This window comes from Bradyrhizobium sp. 40 (assembly GCF_023100925.1).
GTDB lineage: Bacteria > Pseudomonadota > Alphaproteobacteria > Rhizobiales > Xanthobacteraceae > Bradyrhizobium.
The window spans coordinates 3,003,387-3,027,928 of sequence record NZ_CP064688.1; the positions used below are offsets into that span (position 1 = coordinate 3,003,387).

Here is a 24,542-nt window from a genome sequence, read left to right on the forward strand (position 1 = left end):
TCGTTCTCCAATATCTGCCGTCGCGCTACTTCAGCAACGCGGTGACGAACTTGACCAGCGGCACCTTTTCGACCGAGCTGCGGTGGCCGACGATCCCGACCTTGATTGCGCCGGCCGCGTTGCCGATGAAGGCGACGTCCTCGATATTGCCGCCGGCGGCGACCAGCGGCGCGGTGATCGTCAGGAAGGCGTCCCCCGCGCCGACGGTGTCGACGACGGTCTTGGTGAAGGCGGGGACGCGCGTGACGCCGGTTTTCGACGAGAAAGGGTAACAGCCGAAGGAGCCGTGCGTGATGATCATGTTGTCGCAGTCGATCTTGCCGTGCAGGCCGACCTCGATCACGGACGCGATGTCGCTGAACTTGTCGGTTGCAGCCAGACGCGCCTCCGGCGCGTCGATGCAGATGTAGTCGGCCCGCGGATACCTCGTGATCAGGTTGTAGCCGTGATTGCCGCTGTTGCTCTGGGCATTGACCGCCAGGAACTTGGAGTTGGCGATCAGGGTGTCGATCGTGCTCGACGCGATCATGCCGTGACCGAAATCAGTGGCGATCACCACATCCGCGCTACGCACACGCTCCGTCGTGATACGGTCGATTTCCGTCCGATCGGCCTCGTCGAGCGGCGTGTCGTCCATGGTGTAGACTTCGAAGAGCTTGTGCAGATATCCCAGCTCGACGTACCGCGATTTGCGGGTCGTCGGACGGCCCTGAAGGCGGATCGGCGTCAACGTGACGTTTGGGCGGACATGCGCCCGAATGAACTCCTCAGGGTAGTCGTTGCCACCCAGCGTCGTGACGACCTCCACCGACTTGCAGAAGCTCGCGACATGGTTCGCCGCGGCAATGACGCCGCCGGCAAATTGCTCGCCACTCTTGAACAGCGTGGCGACGATGTTTTCCTTCGATGCCTTTCCAAGCGCCGTGACGTACTGGTATTCGTCGATGATGGTGTCGCCGACCAGCACGACGTGCATGTCCTGCACCTTGTCGATCAGTTTCAGCAGGCGATCGGCGCCGCCACCTTCACGGACCTTTTGCAGGTAGTCGCGGAGCGGCGGATCGTAGATGTCGAAATACCGGTTCACCAGCGACGAGGAGCTGAATGTCACGTCCCGGGTGAACACGATGCGTCCGCCGTGACGCTCGACGACGTCGCGCTCGCTCCGGATCTTGCCGGTCACGTCGTCTTCGGGATTCTCGTAGTCGGATCCCTTCACGTAGATGTCCGGCCGCACCGTATCCAGGATCGGCTCGGCGCTGGAGGTGTGATTGATGCCGACCCAATCGACGGTCGCGAGCGAGGCCAGCATCTCGGCCCGCATGTTTTCGGGGAAAATCGGCCGACCCGGTCCCTTGTTGACATAACGGTCGGCGGTGATCGTCACCATGACTACGTCGCCCTCGTTGCGCGCCGCCTGGATGTGTCTGATATGGCCGAGATGCACGAGGTCGAAGACGCCGTGGCAGAGCGCAACCTTCCGGCCTCGCGCTTGCGCGGACCGCGCGATCTCGCCCAGTTCCTCGATCGTCTTGATCTTTTCGTGCGCCGCCAGTTGGTCGTTCAACGCGGGATTGCCGGTCGGAATATTGCCCATGTGAATAACCTAAAGCGCCAGCCGGCCTCAGCCGGGCGGCCCGGAATTGATCGATTCGCGGCAACGATACCCGGCGAACCTGTTCACTGGCTTGCCTTCTGCGGCACGCCGGGCGCCGCGTCGTTGTTGTCCCCGAGATATTTGAACCAGTCCTTCGTGGCGTCCGCGATCTTGTCCACCGTCCACAGGGGGGCGTCCTTGTACTGATCCATCGCCTTCAGCATCGTCGCGACCCCGTCCTCAAATTTTACCTTCGGCGCCCATGTCAAGATACGCTTGATCTTGGTGATGTCGGCATAGGTGCAATCGGGCTCGCCGGGACGCTTGGGAATGTGGACCTTGTCGCCGCCGAGAAGCTCGACCAGCCGGTTGACACTGTAGGTGTTGTCGGAGCCGACGTTGAAACTCTCGTTCGAGACATCGGAGCGCGCGGCGGTCACGAAAGCGTCGGCGACGTCGCTGACGAAGGTGAAGTCGCGGGTCTGCTCGCCGTCGCCGACCACCGTGAAGGGCTTGCCGGCGAGCTTCTGCGCCATGAACACGCCGAACACCGCACCGTAGGTTCCCGTGGTGCGATGGCGTGGCCCGTACACGTTGAACAGGCGCAGCGCGACCGCGGGCAGCTTGTAGACCTGGCACCAGTGCATGACGCACTGCTCGCCGAGATTCTTGGTGAGGGCGTAGGGATACATCGGCCGGATCTCGGCGCTCTCCGGCGTCGGATAGACGTCGGGAATTCCGTAGCAGGACGACGACGCGGCATAAACGAAGCGACTGACGCCCGCCTGCCGTGCAGCCTCGAGAACGTTGACGGTGCCGTCGACGTTGGCGCGGTGATACGGGATCGGGGACTCGATCGAGGGAACGATGTCTGCCAGCGCTGCGAGATGGAATACCCAGTCGATGCCGTCGAAATGCGGCTTGATCGATTCGAGCTCGGTGACGTCGGCCCGCACGATCTTCAGTCGATCAGAATCGACGCGCGAGGCCAGATTTTCGGGACGTCCGATCACAAAATTGTCGAGCGCGACGACCTCGTGGCCGTCGTCGAGGAGGCGGTCGACGAGGTGACTGCCGATGAAGCCGGCGCCACCGGTAACGATGCATTTCATAGGAACATCCGTGATGCGAATGCCCAGCGAAACAGGCCCGCCAATGTTGAGTGAAGGTGGAAACCGAATCGGCTGCTAGTCAACTTCGAAGGTAATATACCTTTGCAATCACTGGTGATAGCCGGTATCAGGGCGTCATGTCGCCGTCGAGCTGCGAGCCCATGCCTGCCGAGTCCGTCGATCCCGATCACAAGGCTTTCCTTGACGACTACGTAGGACGCCTCCATCGCGCGACGGCGATTGACGACGGTGTTTTCGCCAGGATTTCCGCCACCCGCACGGCCTGGTTGTGCGCGCGCGAGCAGGGCGGCCGCGTCATCTTCATCGGCAATGGAGGCTCGGCCGGCATCGCCTCCCATCTCGCGATCGATCTGGCGAAGAACGCATCGGTGCCGGCACTCTGCTTCAGCGATGCCAGCATGATGTCGTGCCTCGCCAATGACTATGGTTTCGAGGACTGGCTTGCGCATGCCGTGAGGTTGAGCGCCCGCGCCGGCGACTGCCTCGTCGCGATCAGCTCGTCGGGACGCTCGAAGAACATTCTCAATGCGGTCGCGCAGGCGCGGACGATGAAGCTCGATGTGATCACGCTGTCGGGCATGACCGCGGAGAATCCGCTGCGCAATCTCGGCGACGTCAATTATTACGTCGACAGTCGGAGCTACAATATTGTCGAGACCACGCATCAGTTCTGGATGATGGCCGCGATCGACCTCATCATCGGTCGCGCGGAATATCCGGCCTCCTGAGGCGGTGCCCTCTATCTGATCACCACGGGTGAGATTGCCTCGCCTGTTCGCATGTCTCCGTCTTACGGTCCTACGATGAAAAACCTGTTCTACGTCCGCCATACCTGCCGCCTCTGTCATTCGGACAAGCAAGAGCTCGTCGTGCCGATGGCAGGCATGCCCATCGGCACGCCGAACTTTCAGGTGCCGGACGCAAGCGTCGACGATCCCGTCTTTCGGGCCGCGGTGCCGATGGCGCTGCACCTGTGCGCGGACTGCGGCCATCTGCAGATTCTCCACGTCGGCAATCCAGAGATCCAATACCGAAACTACGTCTATACCACCTCGCTCTCGCTTGGCCTGCGGGAGCACTTCGCGGGCTATGCCAACGACGTCGTCAGCCGATTCGCCATCGCGCCGGGCTCGCTGGTCGTCGAGCTCGGCAGCAACGACGGATCGCTGCTCGGTTTCTTCAGGAAGCGCGGCATGCGGGTGCTCGGTGTCGATCCCGCCGTCGACATCGCGCGGCGTGCGACGGAAGCGGGGATCGAGACCATCGGCGATTTCTTCACCGATGCCATCGGTCGCCGCATCCTGCAAAGCCACGGCGCGGCCAGTGTCGTGATCGCCAACAACATGATCGCCAATGTCGACAATCTCGACCCGCTGGTGATCGGGGTTCGCGACGTGCTTGCGCCGGACGGGCTGTTCGTTTTCGAAACGCAGTATGGCGTCGACGTCACCGAGAAGAACCTTCTCGACACCGTCTATCACGAGCATCTGTCGTATTTTAACATCAAGCCGCTGACGCGCTTCTTCGCGCGACTCGGCATGGAAGTGATCGACGTCCAGCACATCGAGACCAAGGGCGGCTCGATCCGGGTGACGGTGCAGCGTGCCGGCGGCGCGAAGAAGCCGTCCGCGGAAGTCGCGCGCTTCATCGCCGAGGAAGACCGGCTCGGCGTCGACCGGCCGGCCTACTATGTGCCCTATGCGAAGAGAATCGCCGCCATCCGCGACGAGCTGGTCGCGATGGCCGATGCCGCCCATGCGCGCGGCCAGCTCGTGGCCGGCTACGGCGTCTCGGTCGGGACCACGACCCTGCTGCCGCAGTTCGGCCTGGAGAACAAGATCGACTTCCTGGTAGACGACGACCCCAAGAAGGGGAGCGTTATGGCCGGCCCGGGGTATGACATCCCGATCCTGCCGCCCGCCGCCCTTTACGAGCGCAAGCCGGCGTTCGTCGTCGTCTTCGCCTGGCGCTATGTGGATCCGATCCGGGCCAAGCATGCCGGCTATTTCGCCGAGGGCGGAAAGTTCGTCGTGCCGTTGCCGGGCATTTCGACGATCGATCGGGCCGACTGACCTTGAGGGGTCGCCAAAGAGGCTGCAGGTGAGGGGGGCCCCGGTGGTCTCGTTCTGCGAGGAACCGGCTGAGGCCCTGGGAAGGCGCTTTGCAGGCGGCAGATAAGCCCTTGATCGGCCTGATCTCTGGTCGGTCGCCCGCGGAGGTCGGTTTACTCGCGCGGGCCCTCTCTATCTTGACCTTTGGTCCCATCCGCAGTAGATACCGCGCACTCGCAGCCGGCCCGTTAGACGCGGATTTCCGGCGCGGCTTTGAAATCCCCGAACAATCGAGCCCGATTTCCGGCTCATCCTTCGACAGAGGGCTGGGCCAACGGCGGCTGTTCGGATCCCTGAAATTCATTCGCGTCTGTCGACGGACGTTGGACATCAAACGATGGCAGTCAGCCCGTTCAAGTTCTTGCAGGAAGTGCGCTCGGAGACCGCCAAGGTCACCTGGCCGACCCGCCGCGAGACCACGATCACCACCATCATGGTGTTCGTGATGGTCGCCGTGGCCTCGATCTTCTTCTTCGCCGCCGACCAGATCATCCGCGTCCTCATCACCTTCCTTCTGGGCATTCACTGATGGCAACAGCAACGGCTCAATTGTCTGACAAGCGCTGGTACATCGTCCACGCCTATTCGAACTTCGAGAAGAAGGTCGCCGAATCGATCCGCGAGCAGGCCAAGCAGCGCGGGCTCGAGGAGCTGTTCGAGCTGGTGCTGGTTCCGACCGAGAAGGTCACGGAAGTGCGCCGCGGCCGCAAGATCGACGCCGAGCGCAAGTTCTTCCCGGGCTACGTGCTGGTGAAGATGAAGCTGACCGACGAGGCGTTTCATCTGATCAAGAATACACCGAAGGTGACCGGCTTCCTCGGCGCGGAAAACAAGCCGATGCCGATCTCGGAAGCCGAGGCCATGCGCATTCTGCACCAGGTGCAAGAGGGCGTGGAGCGGCCGAAGGCGTCGGTGTCGTTCGAGATCGGCGAGAACGTGCGCGTGGCCGACGGCCCGTTTGCCTCGTTCTCGGGTGTGGTCGAGGAAATCGACGAGGCGCGCTCGCGCGTGAAGGTCGCGGTGTCGATCTTCGGCCGCGCCACGCCGGTCGAATTGGAATTCGGTCAGGTCGAGAAGGTCTGATCGGGTAGGCGTGAGGCTTCGGTCTCGCGCAGCAAGAGGCCGTGGGAGGGAGAGGGCGGTTGCCAGCCGCATCCGACCCAGACCACGAACCTGAAACCGCCGGCCCAGGCCGGCCCAACAGGAGTGATACATGGCAAAGAAAGTGACCGGATACCTGAAGCTTCAGGTCCCGGCCGGTGCGGCGAATCCTTCGCCCCCGATCGGTCCCGCGCTCGGTCAGCGCGGTCTCAACATCATGGAGTTCTGCAAGGCGTTCAACGCCCAGACCCAGAAGGAAGAGAAGAATACCCCGATTCCCGTCGTGATCACGATCTACGCCGATCGTTCGTTCACGTTCGAGATGAAGACGCCGCCGATGTCCTTCTTCCTCAAGCAGGCTGCCAAGATCCAGTCCGGCTCCAAGGCGCCGGGCCGTGACAAGGCGGGTGCGGTGACCAAAGCGCAGGTGCGCGAGATCGCCGAGAAGAAGATGAAGGATCTCAATTGCGACTCGGTCGAGTCGGCCATGAAGATGGTCGAGGGCTCTGCCCGCTCGATGGGTCTGGAAGTGGCGGGGTAAGGGCTCATGGCAATCGGAAAGCGTTTGAACAAAGCCCGCGAAGGTATTGATCGCGAAAAGCTTTACCCGCTCGCGGACGCCATCAAGATGGTCAAGGAACGCGCGAAAGCGAAGTTCGACGAGACCATCGAGGTCGCGATCAATCTCGGCGTTGATCCGCGTCACGCCGACCAGATGGTCCGCGGTGTCGTGACCCTGCCGAACGGCACCGGCCGTACGCTCCGCGTCGGCGTGTTCGCCCGCGGCGCCAAGGCCGACGAGGCCAAGGCTGCGGGTGCCGATGTCGTCGGCGCCGAGGACCTGGTCGAGAAGGTGCAGAACGGCACGATCGATTTCGACCGCTGTATCGCAACCCCCGACATGATGCCGCTGGTCGGCCGCCTTGGTAAGGTGCTCGGCCCGCGCGGCCTGATGCCGAACCCGAAGATCGGCACCGTGACCATGGATGTCACCGGCGCTGTGAAGGGCGCCAAGGGCGGCTCGGTGGAGTTCCGCGTCGAGAAGGCCGGCATCCTGCAGGCTGGCGTCGGCAAGGCCTCGTTCACCGAGGAAAAACTGGTCGAGAACGTCAAGGCTCTGGCTGACGCCGTCTCCAAGGCCAAGCCGGCCGGTTCCAAGGGCACCTACATCCAGCGCGTTGCGGTGTCCTCGTCGATGGGTCCCGGCGTGAAGGTCGAGCCGGGCACCATTCTCGGCTAAGGTTTGGAAACGACATGAGGCGAGGGGCGGAATTGGGCAACCGATTCCGCCCCTCGTCGTTTGTGACGGCGTTCACCGGAAATAAGAACAATGACTGACAAGGTCCTGATCTACTCGCGCTTTCCCAAGACGATGATGGCGCGCTTCGCCGAGCGGTTCGAGCTGCTCGACACCGGCGGCAAGCCGGCGCGGGAGATGTTTTCGGCCGACGCGCTCGGCGATATCCGCGCAGTGCTCACCGCCGGCGGCACGCCGCTGGGCGCGGAGGCGATGGACCTGTTTCCGAAGCTCGGTGCCATCGTCTGCTACGGCACTGGCTATGACGGTGTTGACCTGAAGGCCGCTGCTGCCCGCAGCATCGCGGTCGGACATAGCCCGGGCGCCAATGCGGCCTCGGTCGCCGACATCGCGATGACGCTGATGCTCGCGACGACGCGGCGAATCCTGGTTGCCGACCAGTACGTCCGAAGCGGCGATTGGGCCGCGTCAAAGCCCTCGCCGATGTTGCGCCCGCAGGCCGGGATGCCGGGTCGCCGCATCGGCGTCTACGGCATGGGCGAAATCGGCCGCAAGATCGCAGCGCGCTGCGCCGCCTTCGAGAGCGAAATCGGCTATTTCAGCCGCAGCAAATACGATCTGCCCTATCAATATTTCCCGACGCTGGAGGCGCTCGCCGACTGGTGCAGCGTGCTGATGATCGCGGTCCGGGCAGGGGCCGAGACCCAGCATGCCGTCGGCGCCGATATCCTCAAGCGTCTCGGGGTGGACGGCTATGTCGTCAACATCTCCCGCGGCTCGGTGATCCACGAGAAAGCCCTGGTTGTGGCGCTCGCCGAGAGGACCATCGCCGGAGCCGGTCTCGACGTCTACGACAAGGAACCGCACGCCCCGGATGCGCTGACGGCGCTGCCCAACGTCGTGTTCGCCCCCCATGTCGGCGGCCACACCCTCGAATCGCACGTCGCCATGCAGAACTGCGTGCTGGCGAACCTGACCGCGTTTTTCGTAGGCAAGCCGCTGCCTTACGCGGTCAAAGGAGCCTGAATCGGCCCTTGTCGGCCCGGGTCAAGCGCCAGCGGCAACGGATTGGAACTGGTGTGAATTTTGCTCTTGGCAAGCCGGCCCCGAGCGGTTAAAGAACCGCTTCCGGACGTGCCGGCCTCGGCTGGCGCGTTCGTGCACGCATTCCGAAAACAAGCGATGGAGATCATTCCTTTTCAGGGCGTCCGTGAGGATTGCCGGAAAAGGAGGGAAACCCGTCGGGTGTGGGATGCGGGCAGAGGTCGGGCGGTTCGCCGGCTGACCTTGTCCTGTCCAAGACTGCAGGCGCCCGCGGGGAATTTCGATTTCTCAACGGCTTAATCGCATGGCCTGCATAGACGGGTGAAGACCGGATTTCACGTCGTGACCGCCTTAGGGTCGGTTGCGGAATGAGTTTGGTTCGGACCTCGACACGCCGTGGGCTCCAACGAGCTCCCGGAGGGCAGGCTTTGAATTGTCGTCTTGCCCGGCGTGTCCGATGGGTTTGGCCCTGAGGTTCAGGTTTGGGCGGGACGATGGGTGCAACCCGGCGGTCCCGCTTTCGCGATGACCGCCAACCGGAAAGAGCTTGCTGTGGAACGAGCGGCAAAAAAGGAAGCGGTCGAACAGCTCAATGGGGTCTTCAAGACCACGAGCGTCGCGGTCGTTGCCCAATATTCCGGCCTGACCGTTGCCCAGATGCAGAAGCTGCGCTCGCAGATGAAGCAGGCTGGCGCCTCGGTGAAGGTCTCGAAGAACCGTCTCGCCAAAATTGCTCTTGAAGGCACTGACGTCGTTGCCATCGGCCCCATGCTGAAGGGACCGACCGTGATCGCCACTTCGGACGATCCGGTAGCGGCGCCAAAGGTCGCCGTCGAATTCGCCAAGGCGAACGAAAAGTTCGTCATCATTGGTGGCTCGATGGGAACGACCGTCCTGAATGTCGACGGCGTGAAGGCTCTTGCCTCGCTGCCGTCGCTTGACGAACTGCGCGCCAAGATCGTCGGCCTGCTTGTGGCCCCGGCGACCAAGATCGCTCAGCTCGCCAACGCGCCCGCGGGCAAGCTCGCGCGCGTCATCCAGGCTTATGCCTCAAAGGGCGAAGCGGCCTGACGCCCTTCGCAAAACTCAAACCCGAACCAGACTACATTCAAGGAAACTGAACAATGGCTGACCTGCAGAAGATCGTTGACGACCTCTCGAGCCTCACCGTGCTCGAAGCTGCCGAACTCGCGAAGCTCCTCGAAGAGAAGTGGGGCGTTTCGGCTGCCGCGGCTGTCGCCGTGGCTGGCCCGGCTGGTGGTGGCGCCGCCGCCGCTCCGGCCGAAGAGAAGACCGAGTTCACGGTCGTTCTTGCCGCCGCCGGCGACAAGAAGATCGAGGTCATCAAGGAAGTCCGCGCCATCACCGGCCTGGGCCTGAAGGAAGCAAAGGACCTCGTCGAGGGCGCGCCGAAGCCTGTCAAGGAAGGCGTGAACAAGGACGAAGCCGAGAAGCTCAAGGCCCAGCTCGAGAAGGCTGGCGCGAAGGTCGAGCTCAAGTAAGCAGCGCTTACTGGCACGGGATCCCGGTCAGCATCATCGCAACCGGGATCTCGGTCCACTCCCTGAAAGGGTGGGCCAGATGCAAAAGGCGTGCGACGGAACGACCCGACGCAGGCCGAACACGAAAAAGTGTGGGGATTTGAGGGTTTACCCCTCGAATCTGCACTAATGTCGCCCCATATCGGGTCGGCAGCACGAAAGCGCGGTGGGCAGGGATGCCGGATTCCCTGTAAGCCGTTGGGAGAGCAAGCTATTTCGGGCTTTTGCAGTCCGTGAAGAGGTTGGTTGTGACGGGCGGGCGCGCTCCTGCGCCCCGCGCGTCGTTTTGCGTTTTGAAGGTCTGAAGAACAGATTCAGGACATTCCTGCCTGAAACTGAGTCTCCGGCCCCCAAGACGGGTTCGAAAAATTCAACCCGGGGAGCGGCGGTCGCCGCGTTCCGGAGGGCGCGCCCAAATCGGGCGACGAAAATGAGAGGCCACGATGGCGCAGCAGACATTCACCGGTCGCAAACGCGTTCGCAAGTTCTTCGGACACATCAAGGAAGTGGCCGAGATGCCGAACCTCATCGAGGTTCAAAAGGCGTCCTATGACCAGTTCCTGATGGTCGACGAGCCCCAGGGCGGGCGGTCGGACGAGGGCTTGCAGGCGGTGTTCCGCTCGGTGTTCCCGATCTCGGACTTCTCGGGCACCTCGATGCTGGAATTCGTCCGCTACGAGTTCGAGCCGCCGAAATACGACGTCGACGAGTGCCGCCAGCGCGGCATGACCTTCGCGGCCCCCCTCAAGGTGACGCTGCGCCTCATCGTGTTCGATGTCGACGAGGAAACCGGCGCGAAGTCGGTCAAGGACATCAAGGAGCAGGACGTCTACATGGGCGACATCCCGCTCATGACGATGAACGGCACCTTCATCGTCAACGGCACCGAGCGCGTCATCGTCTCGCAGATGCACCGTTCGCCGGGCGTGTTCTTCGATCACGACAAGGGCAAGACCCATTCGTCGGGCAAGCTGCTGTTCGCGGCCCGCGTGATCCCGTATCGCGGTTCCTGGCTCGACATCGAGTTCGACGCCAAGGACATCGTCTATGCGCGTATCGACCGTCGCCGCAAGCTTCCGGTGACGTCGCTGATGTTCGCGCTCGGCCTCGACGGCGAGGCGATCCTCAGCACCTTCTACAAGAAGATCCAGTACAAGCGGATCAAGGAGGGCTGGCGTGTTCCGTTCGACGCCAATCGTTTCCGCGGCTACTCGACCATCAACGACCTGATCGACGCCGATACCGGCAAGGTCGTGCTCGAAGCCGGCAAGAAGCTCACCGTGCGCGGTGCGCGTCAGATGCAGGAGAAGGGGCTGAAGGCGCTGCGCCTCTCGGATGCGGAGCTCGTCGGCAACTACATCGCCGAGGACCTCGTCAATCCCAAGACCGGCGAGATCCACGCGGAAGCCGGTGAAGAGATCACCGACAAGTCGATGAAGGCTCTCAACGAGCAGGGCTACAAGGAGCTGCCGCTGCTCGACATCGACCACGTCAATGTCGGCGCCTACATCCGCAACACGCTCTCGGCCGACAAGAACATGACGCGTGAGGACGCGCTGTTCGACATCTACCGCGTGATGCGTCCGGGCGAGCCGCCGACGCTGGATTCGGCCCAGGCGATGTTCCAGTCGCTGTTCTTCGACGCCGAGCGCTACGACCTCTCGGCGGTCGGCCGCGTCAAGATGAACATGCGCCTCGACCTCGATGCGCCCGACACCCAGCGCACGCTGCGCAAGGAAGACATCCTCTCCGTCATCAAGACGCTGGTGGATTTGCGCGACGGCAAGGGCGAGATCGACGACATCGACCATCTCGGCAACCGCCGTGTGCGTTCGGTCGGCGAGCTCATGGAGAACCAGTACCGCATCGGCTTGCTCCGCATGGAGCGCGCGATCAAGGAGCGCATGTCTTCGGTCGACATCGACACGGTCATGCCGCAGGACCTGATCAACGCCAAGCCGGCGGCCGCCGCCGTGCGCGAGTTCTTCGGCTCCTCGCAGCTCTCGCAGTTCATGGACCAGACCAACCCGCTGTCGGAGATCACCCACAAGCGCCGTCTCTCGGCGCTTGGACCGGGCGGTCTGACCCGCGAGCGCGCCGGCTTCGAGGTGCGCGACGTGCATCCGACGCATTACGGCCGCATCTGCCCGATCGAGACGCCGGAAGGTCCGAACATCGGCCTGATCAACTCGCTCGCGACCTTCGCGCGCGTGAACAAGTACGGCTTCGTCGAGACCCCTTACCGCAAGGTCAAGGACGGCCGCGTCACCGACGAGGTCGTATACCTCTCGGCGATGGAAGAGGGCCGCTACACGGTCGCGCAGGCCAACGTGCCGCTCGACCCGAAGGGCCGCTTCACCGAAGATCTCGTGGTCTGCCGTCACGCCGGCGAAGTCTTGCCGGTGACCCCGGACAAGGTCGACTACATGGACGTGTCGCCGAAGCAGCTCGTTTCGGTCGCGGCCGCGCTGATCCCGTTCCTCGAGAACGACGACGCCAACCGCGCGCTGATGGGCTCGAACATGCAGCGCCAGGCGGTGCCGCTGGTTCGCGCCGAAGCGCCGTTCGTCGGCACCGGCATGGAAGGCGTGGTTGCGCGTGACTCGGGTGCTGCGATCGCGGCGCGCCGTTCGGGCGTGATCGACCAGATCGACGCCACCCGCGTCGTCATCCGCGCCACGGAAGATCTCGATCCGACCAAGTCGGGCGTCGATATCTACCGGCTGATGAAGTACCAGCGCTCCAACCAGTCGACCTGCATCAACCAGCGTCCGCTGGTGAAGGTCGGCGACATCGTCAAGAAGGGCGACATCATCGCCGACGGTCCCTCGACCGATCTCGGCGAGCTCGCGCTCGGCCGGAACGTGCTCGTCGCGTTCATGCCGTGGAACGGCTACAACTTCGAAGACTCGATCCTGCTCTCCGAGCGGATCGTGAAGGAAGACGTGTTTACCTCAATTCATATCGAAGAATTCGAGGTGATGGCCCGCGACACCAAGCTCGGACCCGAGGAAATCACCCGCGACATTCCGAACGTCTCGGAAGAAGCGCTGAAGAACCTCGACGAAGCCGGCATCGTGTACATCGGCGCGGAAGTGCGCGCCGGCGACATCCTGGTCGGCAAGATCACGCCGAAGGGCGAAAGCCCGATGACGCCGGAAGAAAAGCTCCTGCGCGCCATCTTCGGCGAGAAGGCTTCCGACGTCCGCGACACCTCGCTGCGCGTTCCTCCGGGCGTGCAGGGCACCATCGTCGAAGTGCGCGTGTTCAACCGGCACGGCGTCGACAAGGACGAGCGTGCGCTGGCAATCGAGCGGGAAGAGATCGAGCGTCTGGCCAAGGACCGCGACGACGAGCAGGCGATCCTGGACCGCAACGTCTACAACCGTCTTGCCGAGCTGCTCGAAGGACGGCAGGGCATCGCCGGACCGAAGGGCTTCAAGAAGGACACCAAGATCACCCGTGCGGTGCTCGAGGAGTACCCGAAGTCGCAGTGGTGGCTGTTTGCTTCGCCGAACGACAAGCTGATGGCCGAGATCGAGGCCATGCGGAAGCAGTACGACGAGTCGAAGAAGGGGCTGGAACAGCGCTTCCTCGACAAGGTCGAAAAGCTTCAGCGCGGTGACGAATTGCCGCCCGGCGTGATGAAGATGGTCAAGGTCTTCGTCGCGGTGAAACGCAAGATCCAGCCCGGCGACAAGATGGCCGGCCGCCACGGCAACAAGGGCGTGGTGTCGAAGATCGTGCCGATCGAGGACATGCCGTTCCTCGAAGACGGTACGCATGCCGACATCGTGCTCAATCCGCTCGGCGTGCCCTCGCGCATGAACGTCGGACAGATCCTCGAGACCCATCTCGGCTGGGCCTGTGCCGGCCTCGGCAAGCGTATCGGCCAGACGGTCGATGCCTATTTGTCGAAGCAGGACATCAGGCCGCTGAAGGAAACCTTGAAGAAGGTCTATGGCGAGGACGAGACGATCAAGTCGCTCAACGACAACGAGTTGATCGAGCTCGGCCACAATCTGAGCCGCGGCGTTCCGATCGCGACGCCGGTGTTCGACGGCGCCAAGGAAGCCGACATCGAGGAGATGCTGAAGCTTGCCGGTCTGGACGCTTCGGGCCAGTCGACCGTCTATGACGGCCGCACCGGCGACGCCTTCGACCGCAAGGTGACGGTGGGCTACATCTACATGCTCAAGCTGCACCATCTCGTCGACGACAAGATCCACGCGCGTTCGATCGGTCCGTACTCGCTCGTTACCCAGCAGCCGCTGGGCGGCAAGGCGCAGTTCGGCGGCCAGCGCTTCGGTGAAATGGAAGTGTGGGCGCTCGAGGCTTACGGCGCGGCGTACACGCTCCAGGAGATGCTGACCGTGAAGTCGGACGACGTCGCCGGCCGTACCAAGGTGTACGAGGCGATCGTGCGTGGCGACGACACCTTCGAGGCCGGTATTCCGGAATCGTTCAACGTGCTGGTCAAGGAAATGCGCTCGCTCGGCCTCAACGTCGACTTGCACAATTCCAAGGTCGGACCGGGGACGGCGGAAGCGGCCGAGTAATACGACCCTCATGCCCGGCCTGAATGGCCGGGCATCGGCGCCCAGTCCTCGAATCGCGAGGGCAGGGCGCCCCGCATAGTTATTTTCGAATTTGCTGCCGGAGGCGACCGGCACGCGAGGAGAAGACGATGAACCAAGAAATTATGAATCTCTTTAATCCGACGACGCCGGCTCAGGTCTTCGACCAGATCCGGATCTCGATCGCGAGCCCCGAGAAGATTCTGTCCTGGTCGTACGGCGAGATCAAGAAGCCGGAAACCATCAACTACCGTACCTTCAAGCCCGAGCGCGATGGCCTGTTCTGCGCCCGCATCTTCGGGCCGATCAAGGATTACGAGTGCTTGTGCGGCAAGTACAAGCGCATGAAGTACAAGGGCATCATCTGCGAGAAGTGCTCGGTCGAGGTCACGCTGTCGCGCGTCCGGCGCGAGCGCATGGGCCATATCGAGCTCGCAGCCCCCGTCGCCCACATCTGGTTCCTGAAGTCGCTGCCCTCGCGCATCGGCCTCCTGCTCGACATGACGTTGAAGGATCTCGAGCGGATCCTCTACTTCGAATATTACGTCGTGCTCGAGCCGGGCCTCACCGCGCTGAAGGACCGTCAGCTCTTGTCGGAAGACGAGTATCTGAAGGCGCAGGACGAATACGGCCAGGATTCCTTCACCGCCATGATCGGCGCGGAAGCGATCCGCGAGCTGCTCAAGGGCATGGATCTCGAGAAGCTCGAGCTGACCTTGCGCGCGGAGATGCAGGAGACCGACTCCGACATCAAGCACAAGAAGCTCGCCAAGCGCCTGAAGATCGTGGAAGCGTTCCGCCACTCCGGCAACAAGCCGGAATGGATGATCATGACCGTGGTCCCGGTGATTCCGCCGGACCTGCGTCCGCTGGTGCCGCTGGACGGCGGCCGCTTCGCGACCTCGGACCTCAACGACCTCTACCGCCGCGTCATCAACCGCAACAACCGCTTGAAGCGGCTGATGGAGCTGCGCGCGCCGGACATCATCATCCGCAACGAGAAGCGCATGCTTCAGGAGGCGGTCGATGCGCTGTTCGACAACGGCCGCCGTGGCCGCGTCATCACCGGTGCCAACAAGCGTCCCCTGAAGTCGCTCGCCGACATGCTCAAGGGCAAGCAGGGCCGGTTCCGTCAGAACCTGCTCGGCAAGCGCGTCGACTATTCGGGCCGTTCGGTGATCGTGGTCGGTCCCGAGCTGCGCCTGCATCAGTGCGGCCTGCCGAAGAAGATGGCGCTCGAGCTGTTCAAGCCGTTCATCTACTCGCGGCTTGACGCCAAAGGCCTCTCCACCACCGTGAAGCAGGCCAAGAAGCTGGTCGAGAAGGAGCGGCCCGAGGTCTGGGACATCCTGGACGAGGTCATCCGCGAGCATCCCGTGCTGCTCAACCGCGCACCGACGCTGCATCGCCTCGGCATCCAGGCGTTCGAGCCCGTGCTGATCGAGGGCAAGGCGATCCAGCTCCACCCGCTGGTCTGCGCCGCGTTCAACGCCGACTTCGACGGCGACCAGATGGCCGTGCACGTCCCGCTGTCGCTGGAAGCGCAGCTGGAAGCGCGCGTCCTGATGATGTCGACCAACAACATCCTGCATCCGGCGAACGGCCAGCCGATCATCGTGCCGTCGCAGGACATCGTGCTCGGTCTCTACTACGTCTCCATCATGCGCGAAGGCCTGCCCGGCGAGGGCAAGATCTTCGGCGAGATGGCGGAGCTCGAGCACGCGCTGCACGCGAAGGTCATCCACCTCCACACCAAGATCAAGTACCGGTGGGAAGGCATCGACGATACCGGCAAGATCTCCAAGCGCTGGATCGAGACCACCGCTGGCCGCGTCATGCTGGGCAATTTGCTGCCGAAGAACCCGCGTGTTCCGTACGAGATCATCAACAAGCTGATGACCAAGCGCGAGATCTCCGGCGTCATCGACCAGGTCTACCGCCACTGCGGTCAGAAGGAGACGGTGATCTTCTGCGACCGCATCATGGCGCTCGGCTTCTACAACGCGTTCAAGGCCGGCATCTCGTTCGGCAAGGACGACATGGTCGTGCCGCACTCCAAGTGGAAGATCGTCGACGCCACCCGTACGCTGGCGAAGGATTTCGAGCAGCAGTACAACGACGGTCTGATCACCCATGGCGAGAAGTACAACAAGGTCGTCGACGCCTGGTCGAAGGCCACGGAAGAAATCGCCAAGGCGATGATGAAGGAGATCTCCTCGACCAAGAAGACGGCGAGCGGGGCGGATGCCGACATCAACTCGATCTACATGATGGCTCACTCCGGTGCCCGCGGTTCGCCGGCCCAGATGCGCCAGCTCGCCGGCATGCGCGGCCTGATGGCCAAGCCGTCTGGCGAGATCATCGAGACGCCGATCATCTCGAACTTCAAGGAAGGCCTTTCGGTGCTCGAGTACTTCAACTCGACCCACGGCGCCCGCAAGGGCCTCGCGGACACCGCGTTGAAGACCGCGAACTCCGGCTACCTGACCCGTCGTCTCGTCGACGTCGCGCAGGATTGCATCATCACGCAGGACGATTGCGGCACCAAGCTCGGCATCAAGATGCGCGCCATCGTCGATGCCGGCACCGTGGTCGCTTCGCTCGGCTCGCGCATCCTCGGACGCACGGCCTGCGAAGACGTGCGTGACAGCACGGGCAAGGTGATCTTCAAGCGCGGTACGCTGATGGAAGAGAGCCATCTGGATGCCATCCATCAGGGCGGCGTCCAGGAGGTGAAGATCCGCTCAGCGCTGACCTGCGAGCTCGTCAACGGCATCTGCGGCAAGTGCTACGGCCGCGATCTCGCTCGCGGCACGCCGGTCAACCACGGCGAAGCGGTCGGCGTCATCGCGGCGCAGTCGATCGGCGAGCCTGGCACCCAGCTCACCATGCGCACCTTCCACATCGGCGGTGCGGCGCAGCTGAACGAGCAATCTTTCGTCGAATCCAACTTCGACGGCAAGATCGTGATCCGGAACAAGGCCATCGCTCGCAACAGCGACGGCCACCTGGTCGCGATGGTTCGCAACATGGTGATCGCGATCGTCGATGCCGACGGCACCGAGCGTGCGACGCACCGTATTCAGTACGGTTCGCGCCTGCACGTCGACGAAGGCGATACGGTCAAGCGCGGCCAGCGCATCGTAGAGTGGGATCCCTACTCCCGTCCGCTTCTCACCGAGGTCGAAGGCACCATCGGCTTCGAGGATCTGGTCGAGGGACAGTCGATCTCGGAAACACTGGACGAGGCCACCGGTATTGCCAAGCGCGTGGTCATCGACTGGCGCTCGATGCGCGGCGGCGGGGACCTGCGTCCCGCCATCGTGATCAAGGGCAAGGACGGCAAGGTGCTCAAGCTCGCCCGTGGCGGCGATGCCCGCTACATGCTGTCGGTCGATGCCATTCTGTCGGTCGATGTCGGCGCCAAGGTCCAGGCGGGCGACATTCTCGCCCGTGTCTCGACCGAAAGCGCCAAGACGCGCGACATCACCGGCGGTCTGCCGCGGGTCGCGGAACTGTTCGAGGCTCGGCGTCCGAAGGATGCGGCGATCATCGCCGAAATCGCGGGCACCATCCGGTTTGGGCGCGACTACAAGAACAAGCGTCGCATCTCGATCGAGCCGATGGACAAGACCGACGAGCCGCGTGAGTACCTGATCCCGAAGGGCAAGCACATCCACCTTCAGGACGGCGACATCGTCGAAAAGGGCGACTTCATCGTAGAAGGCAACCCGGCGCCGCACGACATTCTGGCGGTCAAGGGCATCGAGGAACTCGCAGCCTATCTGGTCAACGAGATCCAGGAGGTCTACCGGCTCCAGGGCGTGCTCATCAACGACAAGCATATCGAGGTGATCGTTCGTCAGATGCTCCAGAAGGTGGAAGTCACCGACCAGGGCGACACGGACATGATCTCGGGCGAGCAGATCGACAAGATCGAGTTCGACCAGATCAACGCGAAGGCCAAGGAAGAGGGCAAGAAGATCGCCACGGGGACGCCGGTTCTGCTCGGCATCACCAAGGCGAGCCTTCAGACCCGCTCCTTCTTCTCGGCGGCCTCGTTCCAGGAGACCACCCGCGTCCTCACGGAAGCGGCGGTCAACGGCAAGGTCGATCCGCTCGAAGGCCTCAAGGAGAACGTCATCGTCGGCCGGCTGATTCCGGCAGGCACCGGCGCCTCCATGGCGAAGATCCGCGAAGTCGCCGTGAAGCGCGACAAGATGATCCTCGACGAGCGCGAGAAGCAGGCGGCGGTCGTGCCGCCGGCGCCGGAAGTGGAGCCGATGGCGCTGCCACCTGCGGAATGATCGTTCATCCGTAGGAATACCGAGGACACTGAAAAGGCCGGCGAAAGCCGGCCTTTTTGCTGCTTTGTTTCCCTGTTGCGGTGCAGGATCAACCTTTGTTCATCTTTCCTTCAGGCGCAAAAGCGCTTCTGCTAGGAGAGCTTAGACCGGTGGTCCCGTGAAGGGGGCGGGCCGGAGACCACGGAATTCTCATGCTTGATCTCGCAATCGTAGGCGGCGGCCCCGGCGGGCTGATGAGCGCTTGGTATTTGAAGCGCAAGCTCGGCGATCTCTGCCGCGTCACCATCTACGAGGCATCCGACCGGCTCGGAGGCAAGATCGTCACGCGCAAATTCGATTCCGCGCCCGCGATCTACGAGGCCGGCGTTGCCGAGATCTACGACTACTCGATGACCGGGCCGGATCCGTTGCGCGAGTTGATCCAGCATTTCGGCCTGCAGACCATTCCGATGGATGCCGAGCAGGTGCAGTTCGGCGGCGAGCTCCTCAACGACGTCGCTGGCATGCGCCGTAAATACGGCGCCAAGACCGCGGCCGCGATCGAGGCGTTCCGTAAGCGCTGCGCCGAGACGATGACGCCGATCGAGTATTACGAGGGCGTCGGCGCGCACGACAACGAGAACCCCTGGGCCTACAAGACCGCCGAACAGGTGCTCGACGAGGAGGTCGAGGACGAGACCGCAAAGCGATTCTTCAAGGTGATGGCACGCTCGGACCTCGCGACCGAGAGCCACAACACCAACGGGCTCAACGCGCTCAAGAACTACCTGATGGATGTCGACGGCTACATCGGCCTGTATTCCATCCAGAACGGCAACGAGCAGCTCATCGAGTGCCTCCAGTCCGAGGTCAATGCCGACATCCAGCTCAATCACCGCGTCCTCACCGTCGGCAAGGCGCCGACCGGCCGCTATCAGCTCAAGATGATGAACGGCAAGGGGCCGGAGACGCGCGACTTCGACCTTGTGCTGGTCTGCTTGCCGCATTCCTGGCTCGGGACCGTCGGCTGGGAGGGCGAACAGCTCCGCAAGTCGATGGTCAAGCACGTCTCGTACTTCGACCGTCCCGCGCACTATTTGCGCGTCTCAATCCTGTTCGACACGCCGTTCTGGGGCGACAAGATCGCCGGCGCCTGGTTCATGTCGGAAGCCTTTGGCGGTTGCTGCGTCTACAACGAGGGCGCGCGCCATGATGTGGGCAAGCACGGCGTACTGAACTGGCTGATTCCGGGCTCCGACGCGCTGGCCTTTGCGAATCTCTCCGACCAGGAGCTGATCGATGCCGCGCTGAAATCGCTGCCGGCATCGCTCGGCGATGCGCGCGCCCATTTCATGGAAGGCAAGATCCACCGCTGGCTGTCGTCGGTGAACGCGATTCCGGGCGGCTTGCCCGTGCGCGACGTCATGACCAATCACCGGCCGGAGCCGAAGGAACATCCCGGAATCGTGGTGGTCGGCGACTATCTGTTCGACTCGACGCTGAACGGCCTGCTCGATTCCTCGGACGCGGCGACGGACATCATCTTGACCGAGATGATGCGCCTGCGCCGCGAGCGTTCGCAGGACGACAAGCCGCTCTCGGACAAGATCGATCGCGACTATTTTGACAATTATCGCGGCCAGGGTCCCTACAGCGAAGTGTGGCAACACTTCACCGATCCCGACTATCTCACAAAACTGATCGGCATTGTCTGGGGCAAGGCCAAAGGCACGAAGCTCTTGATCGCGGGCTCGGCCAGCGGCGAGCTTGTCGGCGCGCTGCGCGATCGCGGCATCGATGCCTGGGGCATCGAGAACAACCGCACCATTCACGCCAGAACGCCGAAGGCGCTGAAGAAGTACAACAAGCTCGGTTCGATCACCGACATGCCGTTCAAGGACGGTGCGTTCGACTTCGTGTTCGAGACCAGCCTCTGCCACGTTTCCCCGAAGCAGGTGGTCCGTGCGATCAGGGAGCTGAACCGTGTGGTCAAGACCGGGCTCGTGTTCGGCTCGGTCACCTCGGACATGGCGCCGGCACTGATCGACCGCTACGACCTCCTGCGTGGGGTCAAGAAGCTCGGCACCTGGTGGGAATGGTCCGAACTGTTCTTCGGCAACGGCTTCGAGCTGTCGATGCACCGCAAGGACTGCACGGACGCGCTCTGGGAGACGACGCTCGCCGCCAACAAGGGGCCGGGCCAGTGGTACGCCGACGCCGATTCCCTGCGCTATTCCTTTTTCGACAAGGTCGAGGACGAGGAAGACGACTAGCCGCCTGAAACGGGCGCCTTCGCCAATTGTTTTGCCGAATTCATCCTGATCGCATAGAATCGATGCAATAGCGGTTTCCGCTATTTCCTGCTTTCTCCGCGGTCATGCCGGCCGTCAGCATCGGTTGGTTTCATGGCGTCCAAGCCCCTCCCGCCCGACAAACAGAAGCTCGCCGCGGAAGAGGCGGCCGAGCTCGACGAGAAGCTCGTCCCCACCGTCAAGCCGGACCTCGAAGACGACGAGGACGATGAAGACGAGGAGGATGGAGGGCTGGAGCTCGATGACGATGATGAGGACGAGGACCTCGTCGTCTTTACCGCGCGCGAGGCCGCCGGCGCGCTCGCGACCATCCTGGGCTTCGTCAAGCCGTTCCTGGTCAACTACAAGCAGATGCTGTCGTTCGTGGCGTTCGGCGTCTTCGTCGAGACGCTCTTCAACGTCATCATGCCGCTCAGCCTGAAGTACCTGATCGACGACGCGCTCGGCGAGGAGGATTTCCAGGCGCTGTACAAGATCCTCGGCGTGCTCGCGGTTGCGGGCATCTTCACCTCGATCGTCGCGGTCTGGTACGAGCGCTGGGATGCGAGGCTCGCGGCGTGCATCATCTCCGACGTCCGCAAACGGCTGTTCGAGCACGTCCAGGACCTGCCGGCGGCCTATTTCGGTCGCACCAAGCGCGGCGAGATCCTGTCGCGCTTCTCGGTCGACCTCGCGGCCTTCGAGGGCTCGGTCAAGACCTTCGCCAACAGTGCGGCGTTGCCGTTCCTGGAGTTGATCGCGGGCATCATCCTGATGGTGTTCCTGAACTGGCAGCTCGCGGCGGTTGCGCTGCTGGTGTTCCCGATCACGCTGATCGGTCCCCGCATGCTCACACCGAAAGCTGTTCAGGCGAATTACGAGCAGAAGCTCAATGAGTCCGCGCTGCTCGGCATGGTGCAGGAGAACGTGGCGGCGCAGGCCGTGATCAAGGCGTTCAGCCTGCAGCGCCGGATGTTCGGGTTCTTCAAATTCCGCAACGACGAGACGCGAAACAAGATGGCCTCGGCGGCGTTCCTGTCAACCATGGTGGAGCGGACGGTCACCATCTCGGTGCTGCTCCTGCATCTCGTCGTGCTCGCGATCGGCGCATATCTGGCGACCAAGGGGCAGATCACCATCGGCACCTTCGTCACCTTCGAGAGTGCGTTCTGGGAGGTGTCCTACAACATCGCCCATGTGATGCATTTCATCCCCGTGTCGATCTCCTCGGCAGCCGCGATTCGTCACATGCAGGAGCTGCTCGACGAGCCCACGCGCAGCGCCGATCGTGCCGGCGCGCCCGATCTGCCGCGCATCACCAACGACATCACCTTCGACCACGTGACCTTCCAGTACGAAGGCAGCCAGACGCCGGTGCTGGACAATCTCAGTCTCAAGCTCAGTGTCGGCAAGCGCATTGCCATCGTCGGTCCCTCGGGCTCCGGCAAGAGCACGCTGCTGAATCTGATCCTGCGGCTCTATGTGCCTGACGAGGGGCGCGTCACCATCGACGGCGTCGACGTCCGCAAGGTGACGCTGGATTCGCTGCGCCGGAGCATGGCGGTGGTGTTCCAGGAGAACATGCTGTTTAACATGTCGATCCGAGAGAACATCCGGCTCGGCAAGGAGGGCGCGACCGACGAGGAAGTGGAGGAGGCGGCCAAGAAGGCCGAGATCCACCGCTACATCATGAGCCTGCCACAGCGATACGATACGCCGGTGGGTGAGCGCGGCGATACCTTATCGGGCGGCCAGCGCCAGCGCATCGCGATCGCGCGCGCGGTCATCCGTAATCCCTCCGTGCTGCTGCTGGACGAAGCCACGTCGGCGCTCGACCAGACCACGGAAGCTGCGATCAACCGCACGCTGCTGAAGGTTGCCAAGGGCCGCACCATGATCTGGTCGACCCACCGCCTGACCTCGGTGGTCGAGATGGACGAGATCATCGTGATTTCAGGAGGCAGGGCGATCGAGCGCGGCTCTCATGCGGAACTGCTCGCCAAGAACGGCACCTATCGCAAGCTGTGGAACGACCAGATCCACCAACCTCATGGCGCGCCGGCTCACGTCGACGAGGACAGCGACGATGACGACGAGGATGAAGACGATCTCGACGAGGACGATGAGGAGGAGTGACCGAGGAAGTTCGGCTCCAGATCGAAGGCTCCTCCAAGCGGCCGCAATAGCCCCTGAACCGACCAGGCAATGAAGCGTGCCCAGCGCTGCGCCGTCCAATAGGGGCTCGTCGCAATGGAGACTGAGCGGAAGTCGAACGCCTTCGCCGCCGACCAATCGTCGCACGCCCGCTTGACCGGATCTGCGTAGAAGGTGGCGATCTTGCTTGTATCCATCCCGTCGGAGGCCAGCCATCGCGGGATGTAGAGGTTGCAGAGCCGCTCGACGTCGGTGAAGACCTTGTCGCAGCCGGTGCCGGCGGCAGGGCAGGAGGTCGAGAAGGCATCGCCCACCAGCACGAGGCCGGGTAGGCCGCTGGCATCGTTCACATAGAGATCGACCGGGCGGATTTTCAGCTCACCGGGAATGTCGAACGGTCCAGTGATGCGCTTGAGCCGTGGCAGCGCGGCGTTCAACGTCTCGGCGGGCGCGCGGCGCAGCTCAAGCAGCCAGGGATCGTCGAAGCTGCGGTAGACGAACAGATTGGCGCGCATCCGCGTCCCGATCGGAAAAAGCGTGAGGTAGGGGATGCGGTCGCTCGGCCGTTCCGAGAAATAGGTCAACGCCGGGAAGTCGAAGGAGTCCCGTCCCGCGGGCACCACGTCGAACCCGATCGAAATCGAATGGCAGGCACTGACGATCTTTCGGGCGATTCCCAGCTGGTGGCGCAGCCCGACATTGAGGCCGTTGGCGAGCACGACCAACCGGGCGGAGATCATCTCGTCGTTGGAGAGAGTGACCCTCTGCCGCTCCGCGCTTGTCTCGACCAAGATGGCCTTGGCGCAGATGCGCTCGACGCCGGCAGGAATTTCGTCGCGGACCGCGTTGACGAGGGCGTCGTAGAGGATGTTGAACTGGCGGCTTGGCGCCTTGTCGAGAAGGCGGCCGAAGCGGGCGATCCAGTTCTCACCCACATAGGTCGCGCGGCGCAGCACCGATTCGGCGATTCCCGTCTGCAGGAATCGCCCGACCTGCACGTGACCGCTGAGTTTTTCGACACGAAAGTCCGCCGAATAGTTCTCATGCGGATCGATCAGAATGGTCGAAATGCCGCTACGGCCGAGCATGGCGGCGGCGGTTGAGCCGGACAATCCCCCGCCGATAATGGCAATGTCGGTGTACCGCATGGTGCTAATCTCTGCCCAAGGCGGCACATTGGCGCTCCAACCGGAAAGAAAGCCTTAGCCAAAGGTTACAAAAGTATATTTAACCCGGGTATAAATTGGTTTCGAGGTGGCGGAACGCGCTCTTCGTTTCCATCTCGCGAAGGTGCAGCGAGCGGCCCGTGAAGCGATTTCAGCAGGCGCGGGAAGCGCTTCTGACTGACGTTTCGCCTTGACTTGACCGACTCCCACTTATAGAACCCCCTCACTTAACGACAGGCGGTGAGCATCGCCAACGTCGGAACGGGCCACCTGTTTGATCCCC

At 62.9% G+C, this 24,542-nt stretch carries 16 protein-coding genes; 13 read left to right on the forward strand and 3 right to left on the reverse strand.

Annotated elements, in window-relative coordinates; translation table 11 throughout:
* Nucleotides 1-25 precede the first annotated feature (25 nt).
* Nucleotides 26-1,597 carry a PfkB family carbohydrate kinase gene (locus IVB40_RS14515; RefSeq protein WP_247819170.1) on the reverse strand — a complete coding sequence of 524 codons (1,572 nt, stop codon included), beginning with the start codon at nucleotides 1,595-1,597 and terminating at the stop codon, nucleotides 26-28.
* An 83-nt stretch (nucleotides 1,598-1,680) separates the two neighbouring features.
* On the reverse strand, nucleotides 1,681-2,709 hold the full coding sequence (locus IVB40_RS14520; RefSeq protein ID WP_027567499.1) for an SDR family oxidoreductase: 1,029 nt from the start codon (nucleotides 2,707-2,709) through the stop codon (nucleotides 1,681-1,683).
* A 161-nt stretch (nucleotides 2,710-2,870) separates the two neighbouring features.
* On the opposite strand from IVB40_RS14520, the gene IVB40_RS14525 reads away from it, so the two are divergent.
* From IVB40_RS14525 to IVB40_RS14585, 13 genes are all read left to right on the forward strand, one after another.
* A complete protein-coding gene (locus tag IVB40_RS14525; RefSeq protein WP_245287774.1) occupies nucleotides 2,871-3,458 on the forward strand; it encodes an SIS domain-containing protein in 588 nt (195 codons plus the stop codon).
* 75 nt (nucleotides 3,459-3,533) lie between these two features.
* On the forward strand, nucleotides 3,534-4,802 hold the full coding sequence (locus IVB40_RS14530) for a class I SAM-dependent methyltransferase (protein ID WP_247819171.1): 1,269 nt from the start codon (nucleotides 3,534-3,536) through the stop codon (nucleotides 4,800-4,802).
* A 376-nt stretch (nucleotides 4,803-5,178) separates the two neighbouring features.
* Nucleotides 5,179-5,370 carry a preprotein translocase subunit SecE gene (secE, locus tag IVB40_RS14535; RefSeq protein WP_007602984.1) on the forward strand — a complete coding sequence of 64 codons (192 nt, stop codon included), beginning with the start codon at nucleotides 5,179-5,181 and terminating at the stop codon, nucleotides 5,368-5,370.
* Nucleotides 5,370-5,924 carry a transcription termination/antitermination protein NusG gene (nusG, locus tag IVB40_RS14540; protein WP_007602985.1) on the forward strand — a complete coding sequence of 185 codons (555 nt, stop codon included), beginning with the start codon at nucleotides 5,370-5,372 and terminating at the stop codon, nucleotides 5,922-5,924. Before secE ends, nusG begins: the two co-directional genes overlap by 1 nt.
* Before the next feature lie 130 nt (nucleotides 5,925-6,054).
* The gene (gene rplK, locus IVB40_RS14545; protein ID WP_247819172.1) at nucleotides 6,055-6,483 is read left to right on the forward strand and encodes a 50S ribosomal protein L11; all 429 of its coding nucleotides are present in this window, start codon (nucleotides 6,055-6,057) and stop codon (nucleotides 6,481-6,483) included.
* Between the two features lie 6 nt (nucleotides 6,484-6,489).
* The gene (rplA, locus tag IVB40_RS14550) at nucleotides 6,490-7,182 is read left to right on the forward strand and encodes a 50S ribosomal protein L1 (RefSeq protein ID WP_247819173.1); all 693 of its coding nucleotides are present in this window, start codon (nucleotides 6,490-6,492) and stop codon (nucleotides 7,180-7,182) included.
* A 90-nt stretch (nucleotides 7,183-7,272) separates the two neighbouring features.
* Entirely contained in the window at nucleotides 7,273-8,226 is a 954-nt protein-coding gene (locus IVB40_RS14555; protein WP_247819174.1) for a 2-hydroxyacid dehydrogenase, read from the forward strand.
* 570 nt (nucleotides 8,227-8,796) lie between these two features.
* Nucleotides 8,797-9,315 carry a 50S ribosomal protein L10 gene (gene rplJ, locus IVB40_RS14560; protein ID WP_027567495.1) on the forward strand — a complete coding sequence of 173 codons (519 nt, stop codon included), beginning with the start codon at nucleotides 8,797-8,799 and terminating at the stop codon, nucleotides 9,313-9,315.
* Nucleotides 9,316-9,368: 53 nt separating this feature from the next.
* Nucleotides 9,369-9,746 carry a 50S ribosomal protein L7/L12 gene (gene rplL, locus IVB40_RS14565; protein ID WP_007602994.1) on the forward strand — a complete coding sequence of 126 codons (378 nt, stop codon included), beginning with the start codon at nucleotides 9,369-9,371 and terminating at the stop codon, nucleotides 9,744-9,746.
* 482 nt (nucleotides 9,747-10,228) lie between these two features.
* On the forward strand, nucleotides 10,229-14,344 hold the full coding sequence (gene rpoB, locus IVB40_RS14570) for a DNA-directed RNA polymerase subunit beta (protein ID WP_247819175.1): 4,116 nt from the start codon (nucleotides 10,229-10,231) through the stop codon (nucleotides 14,342-14,344).
* 128 nt (nucleotides 14,345-14,472) lie between these two features.
* The gene (gene rpoC / locus IVB40_RS14575; protein WP_027567494.1) at nucleotides 14,473-18,669 is read left to right on the forward strand and encodes a DNA-directed RNA polymerase subunit beta'; all 4,197 of its coding nucleotides are present in this window, start codon (nucleotides 14,473-14,475) and stop codon (nucleotides 18,667-18,669) included.
* A gap of 191 nt (nucleotides 18,670-18,860) precedes the next feature.
* Nucleotides 18,861-20,921, forward strand: coding sequence for an FAD-dependent oxidoreductase (locus IVB40_RS14580; RefSeq protein WP_247819176.1), 2,061 nt, complete (start codon nucleotides 18,861-18,863; stop codon nucleotides 20,919-20,921).
* Nucleotides 20,922-21,053: 132 nt separating this feature from the next.
* Entirely contained in the window at nucleotides 21,054-23,075 is a 2,022-nt protein-coding gene (locus IVB40_RS14585; RefSeq protein WP_247819177.1) for an ABC transporter ATP-binding protein, read from the forward strand.
* Here the strand turns inward: IVB40_RS14585 and IVB40_RS14590 are convergent.
* Entirely contained in the window at nucleotides 23,003-24,241 is a 1,239-nt protein-coding gene (locus tag IVB40_RS14590; RefSeq protein ID WP_247819178.1) for an NAD(P)/FAD-dependent oxidoreductase, read from the reverse strand. The two genes, IVB40_RS14585 and IVB40_RS14590, sit on opposite strands and share 73 nt — an antisense overlap.
* Nucleotides 24,242-24,542: the final 301 nt, after the last annotated feature.